We start from the raw sequence: 14662 nt of genomic DNA on the forward strand, positions 1-14662 counted from the left end.
AGCCTGAATGGTTTGACTATGTAAATTACATTCTTTGGATGTGCCTTTCGTATATTTGGCAATATCAAAAGCAGAGAGAAATTCACCTTTCCGCTTCAAATGCCTAAACCCTAAATCATTGACATAATTCCAGACGAAGTTCACTTCTGATGCTAGTTGGTCTAACACCTTGCAATGTTTGTCTTTTATACGTAATTTAAGGGTTTTCATGTACTTATATTAACAATCAAAACTCAAGGAAAATAGTCCTTAGTTAAATCAAACGACACTTTATGTCGTGTCGCTTATATCTCTGACCTGAAGGACAGAGTTTTACGCTCCATTTGATAAAGCATGCTAAACTGCCAAACATAGGGATTAAACTGCGTTAACCATGTCAAATATCAATAAAAAGTTATTTAAGCGCTTACATTTAAATCATGCTTATGGACAGCTGATTGCACTTATTTTTGTGCCAATTATGGTTTTGGCATGCGTCGGCACGATGCTAGTTTTATCTGAAACCTCGAATGCCGCAAAAGCACAGCAGCGACAAATGGCAATTGCGATTTTGACCCGTTTTGAGTTGCCATCTGAAGCAGCTTTGCATCAACTGGCTAGCTTTCCGTGGAAGTACGAAGAAGCACGTACTTTTATGCAAAACATGATGAACGAAAAGCACTTGATTCGTACTGCACTGATTGATGCTTCTGGTACACGCCGTTTAAGCATGGGCTTTCAAGACCAAGCCGAATGGCCCAAATTCCCTAAAAATGCCGATTTTTTTGGCCCAATTCTGTATAAAAATAATCATGTGTATGGCATGCAAATTCAGCAAGACATCAACCGTCCTGCATGGTTGCTGATTGAACTGGACAATCAGCCATTACAAATTGCCCGTTATCGGGTCATGATTGTATTAATTGCCACAGGCTTGCTGACCCTGTTGTTGTTATTGCTGTGTCTGAATTTCTATTCACGACGCTGGATTGCACCCATGTATGAAATTCGCATGCAGCTACAACGCCTGAATGCCGATACGCTCGATCAACACATGGTCATTAACAGTACTGGCGAATTACGCTTACTGCAGCGGGATATTGCCAATGTGGTAAAACGCCTGCATTTCAGCTTTTTAGAACTCAAAGAACATACCGAACAAACCGAAGATGACTTGCGCCGCACCCTCGATACTTTGGAAGTGCAAAACATCACTTATCGTCAGGCACGTGACCAAGCGATTTCTGCCAACCAGTCTAAATCGGTATTTTTAGCCAACATCAGTCACGAACTCAGAACACCATTGAACAGTATTGATGGCTTTATTCACCTGTTATTGCGTCAGGAAAATCTTAGCAATGAACAGAATTTATATTTACAGACCATTCGTAAATCATCGGCGCATCTTTTAGCACTCATTAATGACGTATTGGATTTTTCTAAAATTGATGCAGGCAAACTGGAACTGGATACCGCACCCTTTGATTTAGAAGAAGCCATTTTTGATGTGATGGATATGCTCTCGCCTTTGGCTGCGCAAAAACACATCAACATGGCCTTTTATTTTGCCGATAACGTGCCGCAATATGTGCTGGGCGATGCTTTACGTTTCAAGCAAATTTTAACCAATTTAATTTCCAATGCGATTAAATTCACCCCCGATGGTGAAATTATTGTACGGGCGCGGGTAGAACATGACGATATTGGACAATGCTTAATTCACTTTAGCGTCCAAGACAGTGGCATTGGCTTAAGCGGTACAGACCGTAAAAAATTGTTTGAGTCTTTCTCTCAAGGTGATACTTCGGTCACGCGTCAATTTGGTGGTACAGGTTTAGGTTTGGCCATTTCCAAACAGTTGGTGCATTTGATGCAAGGTCAAATTGGCTTTGAAGACAATCAGGAACGCGCCCCAACCGAAAAAGGCTCGACCTTCTGGTTTACTGCCATGTTTGCGGTAGATGAAGCGCATGCACAGCAGCATCCAAACTTTAAAGAGATTCAGGTGGTGTCGTATTTGGCGCACCCTGCCACAGCGAATGTCTTGCGTCATTATCTTGAAAATTATGCGGTGCGACATATTGAAGCCGCTTCAATTTTAGATTTATTTAGCCGCTTAAAAGATGTATCCGACCTGCAAGACAATACTTGGTTGATTGTTGATCATAGTGGCGACACCGAAGCTTTATTAAAAGAAATTCGTACCCGTTATCAAGGTAACTTGGCAGTGTATGGCTATCAAATGGCGCTAGACCCAAGCCTGTTAAATGAATATCGTGCGCGCGCTTTGTATCAACCGCTCAGTCGTTCAGCCTTAATTGACTTACTCAACAATGAAAACAGTTTTGATGAACAGGAGTCTGCATCATTTGATGGTAAAGGCCTGCACGTTTTAGCGGTGGATGACCATCTACCAAACCTGATTGTACTCGAAGCCTTGTTGGGCGAACTGAATGTGACCACCACCAAAGCGCAAAGTGGTCAGGAAGCTTTGGGGATTTTGCAGCAACGCATTGAGCAGGGACAGCAACCATTTGACCTGATCTTTATGGATATTCAAATGCCTGTGATGTCGGGGGTAGATACCACCCGTGCGATTCGTTCTTTAGAATCGACTTTGGAAAATCACAAACGCTTACCTATTATTGCCCTCACCGCGCATGCTCTTGCCGATGAAAAGCAAAAATTACTCAAAGTCGGTATGGATGACTATGTCACCAAACCGATTCAGATTGAACAAATCATCCAAATTTTAACCCATTGGACCACGCAAAGTTTTAATAAGCCACCTGCAGTCGATAAAGCCATTGTGATTGAAGCGCTAGATCCACAGGTGTTGGATTGGCAACAAAGCCTAATGCTGGCAGCCAACAAAGAAGACCTTGCAGTGGATTTACTGAAAATGCTAGTGGATAGCTTTGCCACAGAATTACATGAAATTGAACAGCTGATTGAACTGGAAGATTTCCCACAACTCGAGCATGTGTTGCATCGTCTGTATGGTGCGACCCGCTATGTTGGCACACCGAACCTGCAAGAAGTAACAGGCTCATTTGAACAGTTTGTTTCGACCTTACGTAAAGAACGTCGTAAAGCCGATGATCTGTTTGTGCAAGAGGTCTTAAACCGTTATCAGGAATTACAAACCTGTATACAGCAAGTTGAACATGCGGCAGAACACATTTTTACCAAACACAATGCGGTGAGTTAGCCAACATCAAAGTGACATTCACCGCGAACGCCTCAACGAGAAGATACAGTTTGTAAGCACGACTCACCCAGCACTATTCACAAAAAAAAGTCACGTAATCAAAGGCAAGGTCGCAAGGCTTTGCCGTGACTCTGCTGTCATTTATCGCACTGCTGCCCATGTTATGCTTTGCCCAGTAAAAACAAGAGCTCACATCATGACCTTACTTCGTATCGAAAAAAATAATGGCATCGCCACAGTTTCCCTGAACCGCCCAGACAAACGCAATGCCATGAGTTTTGCCCTACTCAAAGAATTGGTGCGGACTGCCGAAAAACTTAAAAAAGACCGCAGCTTACGTTGTGTAATTTTAACAGGCGAAGCAAAGGTATTTAGTGCAGGCATTGACTTGGCCGACCTCAACAATCCACAAAACCGTGCATTTGCGGCTTGGGAGTTAATTAAGCCAGGGCAAAGCCTGTTTCAAAAAGCATTTCTCGTTTGGCAACAATTGCCTGTACCTGTAATTGCTGCAATTGAAGGCTATTGTTTTGGTGCAGGGATGCAATTGGCCTTGGCCGCAGATATTCGTATCGCGCATCCTGACACACAAATGTCGATTATGGAAAGCCGTTGGGGCTTAGTGCCTGATATGGGGCTAAGCCGTTCTTTAAAAGGTTTAATCGGTCTAGACCTTGCCAAAGAGCTGACTTTAACTGCGCGTATTTTTGATGCCAACTATGCCAAAGAAATTGGTTTGGTCACGCATTTAGATGCAACCCCCTTACAAAAAGCACAAGCCCTTGCTGAAGAAATTGCACAACGCTCCCCAGATGCATTGGCTGCAGCCAAACAAGTGCTGGATGCTATGGAACATGCGCCAAATAAATCTTTACGTTTAGAAAAAATTTGGCAATTAAAATTATTGCTGGGTAAAAATAGCCAACTGGCACGTAAAAAGGACAAGAACCCTGAAGTGACCTTTGCACCGCGTCAGTTTTGATTCAGTTCAAACACAACAGACTTTGACCAAAGGCTAAATTGACATTTCAAGCCAGACTTGTACTGTAGGCAAAAATGGAGAATCAGCGCTATGCATTTTGATCGTGACACAAAAATCGCTTTTTTAGGTATGGGACTTATGGGGACGCGCATGGCAACCCGCTTAGTTCAGGCAGGTTTTGAGGTCGCGGTGTGGAATCGTAGCCCTGCGGCTTGCGAATCTGTGCTCAGTCTGGGGGCAAAACCGCTGCAATTGAGCGAGATCGGACAATATCCAGTGATCTTGAGTTGCCTTGCCGATGATAATGCCGTCCAAGCTGTATTAGATCAAATTGAGCCTTTTTTGACTGCTCAACAAGTCATTGTCGATTTTTCCAGTTTGTCTGTAGATCAAACCCAAAAGCTAGCGCAGCAAGCCAACCTCAAACAGGTCACATGGATTGACTCACCTGTATCGGGTGGCACTGCGGGAGCCGAACAAGGTAGTTTGGTGATTTTTGCAGGGGGTGATGCAAACACCATCGAAAAATTAAGCCCGATTTATGATGTGCTGTCACAACGTGTGACCCGTATGGGCGAAACAGGCACAGGACAAGCCACTAAAATCTGCAACCAACTGATTGTTGCTGCCAACAGCACCCTAATTGCCGAAGCTGTTGCCTTAGCAGGACAGGCAGGCGTAGACACCCGTTTACTTGCACCTGCTTTGGCGGGTGGTTTTGCCGACTCGAAACCGTTTCAGATTTTAACTCCACGTATGGCAACTCACAGTTTTGAGCCTGTGCAATGGAAAGTCCAAACCCTGTCTAAAGATTTAAACAATGCCTTACAACTGGCAGCGCAATTTCAGTTACAGATTCCTGTGGCAGAAAAAGCCCTTTCACAACTGCAAGCCCATCAAGCCAAGGGTTTTGCAGAAGCAGATTTAGCCACCATTATTCATCAGGTCGAAGCTTAATCGGCTTGATTCCTGATCCAACCTTTGCCTGCAAGGAGCACCTGCATGTCTAAACTGGCGGTTAATCTGTCGATGATTTTTACCGAAGTGCCTTTAATTGAACGCTTTGCCCTTGCACGCGAACATGGTTTTCAGCATGTTGAAATTCAATTTCCCTATGAGCTGAGTATTGAGCAGATTCAAACCCAACTCACACTCCACCAACTCAGCCTGTGTTTAATCAATGTCCCTGCGGGTGACCTCATGCAAGGCGGCAATGGTTTGGCGGGCGTACCCGGAAAAGAGATTGAATTTCATCATGCCTTAGAGTTAGCCATCCGCTATGCCACGGCATTAAATGTCCCTAGCGTCAATATTTTGGCAGGCAAACAACCTGTCGATGCCGATTTACTGCCTTGCTTAAACACACTGGCAGAAAACCTAAAACTGGCCAGCTCGATGCTCACTCAACATCATATTCAGCCTGTCTTTGAAATGATTAATGGCACCGACATGCCACGCTTTTTAGTACAAAATATTGCGCAAGCTCAAGAGATGCTAGAAGCAGTCAAACATCCTGCTCTTAAAATGCAATACGACTGTTATCACATGGCGATGATGGGTGAAGATGTGCTGAGCGCATTGCAAGAAAACATTCAGGATATTGGTCATATCCAGTTTGCCGACAATCCAGGACGCCATGAACCCGATTCAGGCGAGCTAGACTATACTACTATTTTCAAATGGTTACAGCACAGTGCTTATTCAGGCTATATCGCTGCAGAATACCGCCCAAGTCTGGCGTCAAATCAATCATTTGCATGGAAAGACAAATACTTTCCCTCAAATCAAAGTGGTTAAAATTAAACCGATTTGAAATTTCAGGCTAAAACAGCTATATTAGACGATGAATAATTTTAGGAAATTATACACCCCATGAATTTAGAACCATCGCCCGGCGCTTCTAATTCTCACGATCTTGCAATGAATACCCAAAAGCATGACGTACAAACTTGTCTTAAAGTTGTACATGAAGCTCTCCTTGATGTAAAAGCCAAAGAAATTGTTGAACTTGATGTCAGCAGCATCAGCAATGTTTCAGATGCCATTGTGATTGCTAGCGGTACATCAACTCGCCACGTAAAATCTCTTGCCGACAATGTTGCCGAAAAAGCACGCAAAGCAGGCTTCCGCCCAATTGGTATTGAAGGTGAACGTGATGCAGAATGGATCTTGGTCGATCTTGGTATGGTAGTGGTTCACATCATGCTACCAACAGCGCGTAAATTCTACGACCTAGAAAGCTTATGGCGCACTACGCCTGAGTCTGTTGCTTAATACAACAGCTCACTTGAGCAGCCTTAAAGATACACAATAAGCGACTTTCAAATAAGTCGCTTTTTTAATGCAGATCTTTTGAAGCTCATATCCCTAATCATTTTTATATCGCATTAATCTACCCACCAAATATTGGTTTATATCACCCCCTACCCAATACATTGCTTCAAACCAATCCTATAAAACTCGCCCGAACTCAATCTGCCTGATCTCAATTAACCACTTTACATCAGCCATAAAAAAAACCGCCCGAAGGCGGTTTCATATCTGGAAACAGTGTCTTAGTGACCTGTACCGTTGATTGATTTAGTCATATCTTCCACAACTTTCTTGGCATCACCAAAAATCATCATGGTCTTGTCGTTATAGAACAAGTCGTTGTCTAGACCCGCATAACCTGTTGCCATTGAGCGCTTGATGACCATAATGGTACGTGCTTTATGCGCTTCAAGAATTGGCATGCCGTAAATTGGCGAGTTTGGATCGTCTTTTGCCGCAGGGTTAACTACGTCATTTGCACCAATCACCAACACCACATCTGTTGCAGGGAAATCTGAGTTGATTTCGTCCATTTCTAAGATGTCTTCATACGGTACGTCAGCTTCTGCAAGCAATACGTTCATGTGACCCGGCATACGACCTGCCACTGGGTGAATCGCAAAACGCACAGTTACACCTTGCTCTTTTAACAAGTTGGCCAATTCTTTGACTGCATTCTGTGCACGACCTTGCGCCATACCATAGCCCGGTACAATTACTACGCTGTCTGCATTTGACATCAAGAAGCCAGCATCATCAGCAGAACCTGAACGGTAGTTACGTTGTACTTGCGCACCCGCTGCTGCCGTTGGTGCTGCTGCACCGCCCATCGCACCACCAAACAATACGTTGATGATTGAACGGTTCATGGCTTTACACATGATGTAAGACAGAATCGCACCTGAAGAACCGACCAATGAGCCTGCAACAATCAGCATGTTGTTTTCAAGTGTGAAACCAATACCTGCTGCCGCCCAACCTGAGAACGAGTTCAACAATGACACCACAACTGGCATGTCACCACCACCCACTGGTGCAATCCATACCCAACCGAATGCCAATGCTAAACCTGTCATTGCCCAGAATGAAGTCATGTTGCCGCTCAGGAAGAAGTGAATCCCAAAACCGAGCATAGCAAGGAAAATTAACGCCTGAACAGGTTTTACCCATGCACCCGAAATAGTTTTTGCCCATTTCTTCGCCGCCAATTTACCGTATGCAAAAACAGATGCAGTAAAGGTAATCGCCCCCACGAAACAGCCTACAAACAATTCAAATAAATGAACTTTGCTCATTTCATGGAAAGTAATACCATTTGCAGCCAACAAGTCTGGACCAAGTTCGATCAACTTGTTGTTATGAATAATCGCAGCAATCGCAATTAAAACTGCAGCCAAACCGACTAAAGAGTGCATTAACGCTACAGTTTCAGGCATTTGAGTCATTGGCACCGTACGTGCGCGGGCAATACCCACCACCGCACCTGCTGCCATAGCTGCCAGAATCATCCACACAACTGGATTGTCTGCCACAAAGAATGTAGTCAAGACTGCAATCGCCATTGCGATCATGCCGTAACGGTTGCCCGCAATCGCAGTTTTAGGCCCAGACAAACCACGTAAAGTTAAGATAAAGAGCACAGCCCCGATTAAATAGAACCAGTCTGCATATTCACGAATAAATTCCATGCATTAGCCCTCTTTTTTCTTTGCTTTTGGTTTGAACATTTCCAGCATACGTGCAGTCACTGCAAAACCACCGAAAATATTGATGCTTGCCAAGAACACAGCAATCGCACCCAGTACACTCACCACATTAATGGTTTGGAAATCGACACTGCCTTCTACACCCATGATTGGTAGACCAACAGTTTGAATCATCGCACCGACAATAATGATTGAAGAAAGTGCATTGGTTACTGCCATTAATGGCGTATGTAACGCAGGTGTTACCCCCCACACCACGTAGTAACCTACGAAGATGGCAAGGACAAAAATCGTAATTGTTTCAACCATGAGAATTCTCCTTAACCACGCTTTAACAGCACTTGACCGTTATGAGTGACCAGCAACGCTTTCTGAATTTCTTCTTCAGGATTCAATGCGAAGTTCTTGTCGTTATCAAATAATGTTTCAACAAAATTCAACACATTACGCGCATATAGTGCAGATGCTTCTGTCGATACAGTCGATGGAATATTTGGAATACCCAAAATTTTCACACCATTGGCAGTCACTACAGTTTCACCGCATTGTGAACCTTCGACGTTACCGCCCGTTTCGACTGCCATATCTAAAATTACAGAACCCGGCTTCATTTTTGCCACAGTTTCCGCTTTGATTAAACGCGGTGCATCACGACCCGGCAATAACGCAGTGGTAATCACGATATCCGCATTAGAAACGGCTTTATCGACAATCACTGCTTGGTCTTTAATGTATTGTTCACCAGGCATCCAGCCATAACCATTTTTGGCAGCATCGGCAGCTTTTTGTTGTTCTTCTTCAGACATTGGTACGTCTAACCACTTACCACCCAAAGATTCCACCTGATCTTTTGCCGTTGGACGCAAGTCAGTTGCTTCGACTACAGCACCTAAACGCTTCGCTGTTGCAATGGCTTGCAAACCAGCAACACCCACACCCATGATCACAACACGCGCAGGTTTTACAGTACCCGCTGCCGTCATTAACATTGGGAACATGCGTTGATATTCTGCTGCAGCCAACAACACAGATTTATAACCTGCCAAGTTGGCTTGTGATGACAACACGTCCATATTTTGCGCACGCGACAAGGTACGTGGCAAAAGCTCTAAAGCAAATGCAGACACCTGAGCCGCAGCAAATTGGTCTAATTCAGTATTGCGGTAAGGATCAAACATCGCCACCACAGTGCTGTTCGGTGCAAGTTTTTGAATTTCTTCACCCTTTGGGGCACGAACTTTCAAAATCATTTGGCTACCGCGATAAGCATCATCTGTCATGGTCGCGCCTACTTGTTCATAAGCGCTGTCGATATAAGCGGCTTTTACGCCTGCACCACGTTCAATGACTACGCTATGACCCGCGCTAATCAACTTCTTTACTGTTTCTGGCGTCGCAGCGACACGATTTTCACCGACAACAGTTTCGGTTGGAATTCCGATCTGCATGAGCGTTCCTCAAGCTAGTTTTTCTTAAGTCAACATCGTGGATAACGATGCTTTCCCCTCAGGATAAGTTTTGTTGAATTTTTGGATTCTAATGCAACATTTTTAAATTACCACCCAATATTTATTTAATAAATACCCATATTTTGAACTGATGATTCATAAAAATATTGTTGCGAGATATAATTGATAAGTTTTGCTTATTGAATATAAGTCTAATTATTCAGCAAAACTTCGATTTGAAGTGTCTAAAAGAAAAAAAGCGATGCTTTGAGCTTGCAGTTGACCACATTTAAATGAATTAAGCATTGATCATTCTGACACGCATTTCACTTAATTGGGAAAATCCGACTTAGCGCTAAAAGATTGCATATCTATACATTTAAGCGCTAAAAGCAAAAACTTAAACACCAAATTGACTTTTTTGACAATTTTTACACCGCACAACATGGTTCAATTTAGAAGTGTTTTGCGCATCTGAAAACCTTAGAAAAACCTACCTTTGCCTTATGAGTAAAACCGAATATTTGAAACAGTAAAACTTTTAAAAGAAGCTTGAATTTATTCAACTCAGGTCTAAGTTAAGTGCTGCTATTTTTTTCATTTTTTTTGTGCGTCATTTTGTCTGATGATGGATTTTCTCTGTTTTGCAATATTTTCAACTAATTTGCACCATTATCGTGCAAATCCCATTTACTCTACTTTTCACAAAATTTATGCCATCTCAAGCAGACCATCTGCATAAAATCGGCTATGCTTGCTCAAATACAGCACACACAGCTTGATCCATGCAGTCGCATCTGCCTTTATCTATCATGCAACTTGCATTTGTGTGCGCGGCATGTGTCACTTCTCTTGCATCCACCTTGCTCGACAGCATTTTTCATGATCAGACTTAACGCCACACAATGGGGCTCCATCTTTGCCTTATTTGCAGCCTTTTTGTTTAGTACCAAAGCCATTTTTATTAAACAGGCTTATGCACTTTCACCGTTGGTCGATGCAACCGTACTCATGGCTTTGCGCATGGCAAGTGCCCTGCCTTTCTTCTTGCTGATTTGTTGGCTCAATCGCCATCACAGTCGCAACATCTCTACACGCAATTGGCTGCTAATAATATTTGCAGGTCTGATGGGCTATTATTTTTCTAGCTGGCTGGATTTTTTAGGGCTGATGTTCATTAGCGCTTCATTAGAACGCATTATTCTGTTTTTATATCCAACGCTCACCGTTCTGGCTTCGAGCGTAATGTATCGGCTGAAACTGAGCTGGCTGAGTCTGTTTGCAATTGCTCTGAGTTATGGCGGAACAGTGATTGTGATGTTACAGGAACAGAGCAATACCCCACATGACACGTATTTTTGGTTAGGCAGTAGTTTGGTGTTCGCCAGTGCAGTGTGTTTTGCAGGCTATTTATTGCTGACCAAAAGCCTGATTCAGCATTTTGGTTCATGGAATTTTACAGGTCTGGCTTTAAGTATTGCCTGCATCGGTACGCTTACGCATTACAGTTTGGTCACACCGAATCCACTGGGACTGGTGCAACAACTGCCTGTAGAAGTGCTGGGCTATGGCATAGCTTTAGGGATATTTGTCACAGTCTTGCCCACCTTACTCATGGCGCACAGTATCGCCCGTTTAGGTGCGGCACAATCGGCCATGATTGCTTCAATTGGCCCCATCTTGACGATTCTATTGGCCACAGCATTTTTAGGTGAACATCTAAATGGCATACAATGGTTCGGCTGCATGCTCAATATTGTAGGCGTGATGATGATCACCTTGTCCAAAAACAAGTTCTCTCATTAAGTTAAAGGCGACATCCTGCCACTAATGAAGTTGAATATTGGATTCAATCTTTGAGCTACTGCAACCCCGTTTTACCATTGACCTTAGGATAATTATGAACACTGCACCCGACATCAGCCAAGATAAAACCCTGCTCTGGTTGATGGCGATTGCCTGTGGTCTATGCGCGGGTGCGAATTATTATTGCCAACCGCTGATTTACTCGATTCATCAATCTTTCCAAATTCCGCAATCCCAAGTGGCATTGACGGTGACTTTTGCACAAGTGTCTTATGCACTGGGTTTATTGTTCATTGTGCCTATGGGCGATATTGTCAATAAAACCAAATTCATTCCCCTATTAATGTTTTTGGCCTCGATTGGCTTATTTTTATGTGCCTTTTCCAGCAATTTAAGCATGTTATGGATTGGCACGATTATCACAGGGCTATTTTCTGTGGCAGCACAAGTCTTAATTCCTTTTGCCACCATGACTGTAAAACCTGAAAAAATGGGTGAAGTGGTCGGTTTATTGATGAGTGGTTTATTGGTCGGTATTTTACTTTCGACCAGTTTGGCAGGTTTGCTGTCCAATTTATTCCACTGGAAAGTGATTTACCTGATTAGTGGCGTGCTGATGCTATGCATTGCCGCAGTCCTCAAAGCGCGCTTGCCGTTTATCTCAACCAGCAAACTCAGCTATTTGGCCGTATTTCAGTCTATGGGCAAACTCATTTTAGAAGAACGTCGTTTGGTCTATCGTGCCTTACTCGGTGCGTTTGCTTTTGCAGCGATGAGCGTGTTGTTTTCCACCATTGCAGTATTACTCAAATCCAGTTTTGGCTTAGCTGACTTTATGGTGGGCATTGTGGCAATGGTGGGTGTATTCGGTGCTCTTTCGACTAAACATGTGGGAAAAATTGCAGATCGCGGCTATGTTACAGCACTGACTTGGGGGGGGTTGGCGTTATTGGCAATTAGCTGGGTCTTTCTATACAACGGACAATTCAGCTTATGGAGTTATATTCTTGGTTTTGGCTTAATTAACCTTGGGCTTGCCACCGTACACAGCAGCAACCAAAACGTGATTTTCCGTTTACACCCCGATGCCAAATCGCGGATTAACTCAATTTATATGACCAGTTATTTTACTGGCGGTGCTTGTGGTTCTGCCTTGGGAATCTATGCATGGCAACACGGTGGATGGTTATGGAGTTGCCTAGTTGGTTTGTGTTTTGTTACCGCCGCAATGAGCTTTGCCCTACTCGACTGGCAGCATCAACGTCAACACACCGCCATGCCTTAAACGCTGCGATTACAATCAAGCAAGTCGCTTAAGACATTTGCATCACAGGGTAAAATGGCTGACTCAATTCCACATTTTCTAAATTTTCCAATAAAATTTGGATAAAACACGGCATCAACGCACACAATAAAGTATTGGCATGGCTGAGTTGTTTGCGGTTGATTGCACTGTTATAAGTTGCACCACCTTGTAAAAGTTGCTGCTGTAACGTCAATAAGCGCTTAAACAAACATGCCAAAATTGTGACCGAATCATGAATGTGCAATGCCTGCATAATCTGCTGTTTTTCTGCCTCATAATCTGCACGCCATTCAGCTTCAGTCATTTTTTGATTACGCCAATCCCAAAAACTTTGATACAAATAAGGATTGGTCAGCAATACCTCTAAACTTTGTGGATATTTTTCCCAAATGATTCTCGCCATGCGCTGATCGACATCTTTTTGATACATGCGCTGCACAAATTGCTGCAAGGTCTGTTGTGTATGCTCTGCCGTCTGACCTTGCGCATACAAGGCACTCAATGCCACCCATGTTGTCATAAATTGCATATCGACATCATCATGAAACTCAATGGCTTTTTTCCACCAACTTAAACTGCGCTGCATGCGTAAATTAAATGCTGTTGAAAATTCATTTTTCTTAGTGCGATAAATTTCTTCTAATACCAACATTTTATTCTCCCTCTTATGCTGCGTTATCGTTATCTTTTCAACATACTAAAAAACGGCTACGCATACAAATACTGAGCAGTTCCGCTTTGGCGTCTACGGTTGCGCTGCTTTGTTCATAGCGAACAAAGCAAAGTTGATGCCAATGGATGTGGGTTGGGGATACTGTCGATTTTCACGCAAACCCCGTATAATGCGTGGTCTTGTGCTTTTGTTTTTCAATTCAGGTGGGTTATGACACGTGCCATCCAAACTTTACAACCTCGCATTTCGGTTGCCCCGATGATGGATTGGACTACCCGCGATTACCGTTTTTTTGCACGTTTATTTAACCCCAATATCATTCTGTATACTGAAATGGTAACCACTGGCGCAATTTTATTTGGTGATGCCAAGCGCCATTTAGATTACAGCAAAGAAGAACATCCTATTGTCTTGCAGTTGGGCGGTTCAAATCCGAAAGACCTTGCGACCTGCAGTAAAATGGCACAAGACTGGGGTTATGATGAAATCAACCTGAATGTTGGCTGCCCAAGTGATCGAGTACAAAACAATAAAATTGGTGCGTGTTTAATGGCAGAACCAGACTTGGTTGCAGAGTGTATTGCCGCCATGCGTCAATCGGTTGATATTCCTGTGACCGTAAAACATCGCATCGGGATTGATGACATGCACTCTTATGCAGAGATGCTGCATTTTGTGGATACTGTGGCTCAAACAGGTTGCAACAACTTTATCGTGCATGCCCGAATTGCCTTATTACAAGGTTTATCACCTAAAGAAAACCGTGAAGTACCACCGCTGCGTTATGAAGATGTGTATCGTCTAAAACAAGACCGCCCTGAATTGTTAATTGAAATTAATGGTGGAATTAAAACGTTTGCCGAAACCCAACAACACCTCAAGCATGTCGATGGGGTAATGATTGGTCGCGAAGCCTATCACAACCCTTATTTACTGGCAGAGCTTGGACAATTATGGGGCATAGAATTGCCTGACCGTTTTGAAATTATGCAGCGCATGTTGCCGTATATTGAACAACGTCTACAACAAGGTGCACCACTTTCTGTCATCACCCGCCATATTTTAGGTTTATTCCAAAACCTGCCTGGGGCACGTAAATGGCGTCAAGCACTAAGTGGCGGCAATGCCAAAACATTTGCCGATGTAGAGCAAGCACTGGTGAATATTCAAGCAGCAATGCAACGTACAGAAGACTATTTAAAAGAGCAGCAGCTACAACGACCTACTGAATAAAGTCA

At 43.4% G+C, this 14662-nt stretch carries 12 protein-coding genes and 1 pseudogene; 8 read left to right on the forward strand and 5 right to left on the reverse strand.

Going from position 1 to position 14662, the window contains the following annotated elements:
• Positions 1 to 210, reverse strand: a pseudogene (locus E0H79_RS15440) (RNA-guided endonuclease TnpB family protein); the annotation flags it as partial.
• A gap of 163 nt (positions 211 to 373) precedes the next feature.
• On the opposite strand from E0H79_RS15440, the gene E0H79_RS00010 reads away from it, so the two are divergent.
• The 5 genes from E0H79_RS00010 (at position 374) to rsfS (ending at position 6446) form a co-directional block, all read left to right on the forward strand.
• On the forward strand, positions 374 to 3190 hold the full coding sequence (locus tag E0H79_RS00010; RefSeq protein ID WP_131260559.1) for an ATP-binding protein: 2817 nt from the start codon (positions 374 to 376) through the stop codon (positions 3188 to 3190).
• Positions 3191 to 3386: 196 nt separating this feature from the next.
• A complete protein-coding gene (locus E0H79_RS00015; protein ID WP_004974929.1) occupies positions 3387 to 4172 on the forward strand; it encodes a crotonase/enoyl-CoA hydratase family protein in 786 nt (261 codons plus the stop codon).
• A 90-nt stretch (positions 4173 to 4262) separates the two neighbouring features.
• Entirely contained in the window at positions 4263 to 5129 is an 867-nt protein-coding gene (locus E0H79_RS00020; protein ID WP_131260560.1) for an NAD(P)-dependent oxidoreductase, read from the forward strand.
• A gap of 45 nt (positions 5130 to 5174) precedes the next feature.
• Complete coding sequence (locus tag E0H79_RS00025; RefSeq protein ID WP_131260561.1) at positions 5175 to 5969, forward strand: hydroxypyruvate isomerase family protein; 795 nt, start codon at positions 5175 to 5177, stop codon at positions 5967 to 5969.
• Between the two features lie 75 nt (positions 5970 to 6044).
• The gene (rsfS, locus tag E0H79_RS00030; RefSeq protein WP_131260562.1) at positions 6045 to 6446 is read left to right on the forward strand and encodes a ribosome silencing factor; all 402 of its coding nucleotides are present in this window, start codon (positions 6045 to 6047) and stop codon (positions 6444 to 6446) included.
• Between the two features lie 281 nt (positions 6447 to 6727).
• Here the strand turns inward: rsfS and E0H79_RS00035 are convergent, their stop codons facing one another.
• The 3 genes from E0H79_RS00035 to E0H79_RS00045 are packed head-to-tail and all read right to left on the reverse strand — an operon-like array spanning position 6728 to position 9639.
• Positions 6728 to 8173: an NAD(P)(+) transhydrogenase (Re/Si-specific) subunit beta gene (locus E0H79_RS00035; RefSeq protein WP_004974925.1), complete on the reverse strand. Its 1446-nt coding sequence runs from the start codon at positions 8171 to 8173 to the stop codon at positions 6728 to 6730.
• A 3-nt stretch (positions 8174 to 8176) separates the two neighbouring features.
• Positions 8177 to 8500 carry a proton-translocating transhydrogenase family protein gene (locus tag E0H79_RS00040; protein WP_004974924.1) on the reverse strand — a complete coding sequence of 108 codons (324 nt, stop codon included), beginning with the start codon at positions 8498 to 8500 and terminating at the stop codon, positions 8177 to 8179.
• A gap of 11 nt (positions 8501 to 8511) precedes the next feature.
• On the reverse strand, positions 8512 to 9639 hold the full coding sequence (locus E0H79_RS00045; RefSeq protein WP_004974923.1) for a Re/Si-specific NAD(P)(+) transhydrogenase subunit alpha: 1128 nt from the start codon (positions 9637 to 9639) through the stop codon (positions 8512 to 8514).
• A gap of 882 nt (positions 9640 to 10521) precedes the next feature.
• Here E0H79_RS00045 and E0H79_RS00055 point away from each other — a divergent pair.
• Both E0H79_RS00055 and E0H79_RS00060 read left to right on the forward strand, forming a co-directional pair.
• Complete coding sequence (locus tag E0H79_RS00055; protein WP_131260563.1) at positions 10522 to 11445, forward strand: DMT family transporter; 924 nt, start codon at positions 10522 to 10524, stop codon at positions 11443 to 11445.
• A gap of 94 nt (positions 11446 to 11539) precedes the next feature.
• Complete coding sequence (locus E0H79_RS00060) at positions 11540 to 12730, forward strand: MFS transporter (RefSeq protein ID WP_004974921.1); 1191 nt, start codon at positions 11540 to 11542, stop codon at positions 12728 to 12730.
• Between the two features lie 28 nt (positions 12731 to 12758).
• Here E0H79_RS00060 and E0H79_RS00065 read toward each other — a convergent pair whose 3' ends face one another.
• On the reverse strand, positions 12759 to 13403 hold the full coding sequence (locus E0H79_RS00065) for a hypothetical protein (protein ID WP_131260564.1): 645 nt from the start codon (positions 13401 to 13403) through the stop codon (positions 12759 to 12761).
• A gap of 231 nt (positions 13404 to 13634) precedes the next feature.
• Between E0H79_RS00065 and dusA the strand changes: the two genes are divergently transcribed.
• Positions 13635 to 14657: a tRNA dihydrouridine(20/20a) synthase DusA gene (gene dusA, locus E0H79_RS00070; RefSeq protein WP_131260565.1), complete on the forward strand. Its 1023-nt coding sequence runs from the start codon at positions 13635 to 13637 to the stop codon at positions 14655 to 14657.
• Positions 14658 to 14662 lie beyond the last annotated feature (5 nt).

This window comes from Acinetobacter sp. ANC 5045, assembly GCF_004331005.1.
Taxonomy (GTDB): domain Bacteria; phylum Pseudomonadota; class Gammaproteobacteria; order Pseudomonadales; family Moraxellaceae; genus Acinetobacter; species Acinetobacter towneri.